This window comes from Streptomyces cahuitamycinicus (genome assembly GCF_002891435.1).
GTDB lineage: Bacteria > Actinomycetota > Actinomycetes > Streptomycetales > Streptomycetaceae > Streptomyces > Streptomyces cahuitamycinicus.
The window spans coordinates 1-1274 of record NZ_POUC01000846.1; the positions used below are offsets into that span (position 1 = coordinate 1).

1 protein-coding gene is annotated in these 1274 nt (G+C 74.9%); it reads left to right on the forward strand.

Translation table 11 applies throughout. The features are described 5' to 3' along the window. The coding region (locus C1J00_RS43355) for a formimidoylglutamate deiminase (protein ID WP_102914229.1) at positions 1-1243 on the forward strand (1243 nt) is incomplete at its 5' end. Between the last annotated feature and the right edge of the window lie 31 nt (positions 1244-1274).

Genomic DNA, 1274 nt, shown 5'->3' on the forward strand with positions numbered 1-1274 from the left:
CGTCCGCACCGGTACCCCCGCCCCGCCCGCCGGCGCCGAGGTCCTGCGCGGACTCACCCTCCCCGGCCTGGCCAACGCCCACTCCCACGCCTTCCACCGCGCCCTGCGCGGCACCGTCCAGGTCGGCTCCGGGACCTTCTGGACCTGGCGCGAGGTCATGTACGCCACGGCCGCCCGGCTCACCCCGGACCGCTACCACGCCCTGGCCCGCGCCGTGTACGCCGAGATGGCCCTGGCCGGCATCACGGCGGTCGGCGAGTTCCACTACGTCCACCACGCCCCCGGCGGCACTCCCTACGCCGACCCCAACGCGATGGGCGAGGCCCTCATCGCTGCCGCCGCCGAAGCCGGGATCCGCATCACCCTCCTCGACACCGCCTACCTCTCCTCCGGCTTCGGGCAACCGCCCACCACCCAGCAGCTCCGCTTCTCCGACGGGGACGCCGAGGCCTGGGCCGCACGCTCTGCAATTCTCAAGGAACGGGATCACGCCCGGATCGGGGCCGCGATCCACTCCGTACGGGCCGTGCCCGCCGACCAGTTGGAGACCGTCGCACGGTGGGCCGAGGAGCGGCGGGCGCCGCTCCATGTGCACCTGTCCGAACAGACCGCCGAGAACGAGGCGTGCCTGGAGGTCCACGGCTGCACTCCGGCCCAGCTCCTCGCCCTGCACGGCGTCCTCGGACCGCGCACCACGGGTGTCCACAACACCCACCTCACCGCGCAGGACATCTCCCTCCTCGGCGGCAGTGGCACCGGCACCTGCATGTGCCCGACCACCGAGCGGGACCTCGCGGACGGCATCGGGCCGGCCGCCGCCCTCCAGAACGAAGGCTCGCCGCTCTCCCTCGGCTCCGACAGCCACGCCGTGATCGACCTGCTCGAAGAGGCGCGGGCCATGGAGCTGAACGAGCGGCTGCGCACCCGCACCCGCGGTCACTGGACGGCGGCGGCCCTCCTGCGGGCGGCCTCGGCCGACGGCCACGCGGCCCTCGGCTGGGACGACGCGGGCGCCCTGGAGCCCGGCGCGCTCGCCGACTTCACCACCATCGCGCTCGACTCGGTCAGGACGGCAGGGCCGCTTCCGCGGCTCGGGGCCGAGACGGCCGTATTCGCCGCGTCGGCAGCGGACGTGTCGCATACGGTCGTGGCAGGGCGGCACGTCGTTCGGGACGGGGCCCACTCCCTCGTACCGGATGTGCCGCGAGCCCTCGCGGACGCCGTCGAAGCCCTGCGCGGATGACCCCGGGCCGCCCACCCGCGCGGCCCGGCTC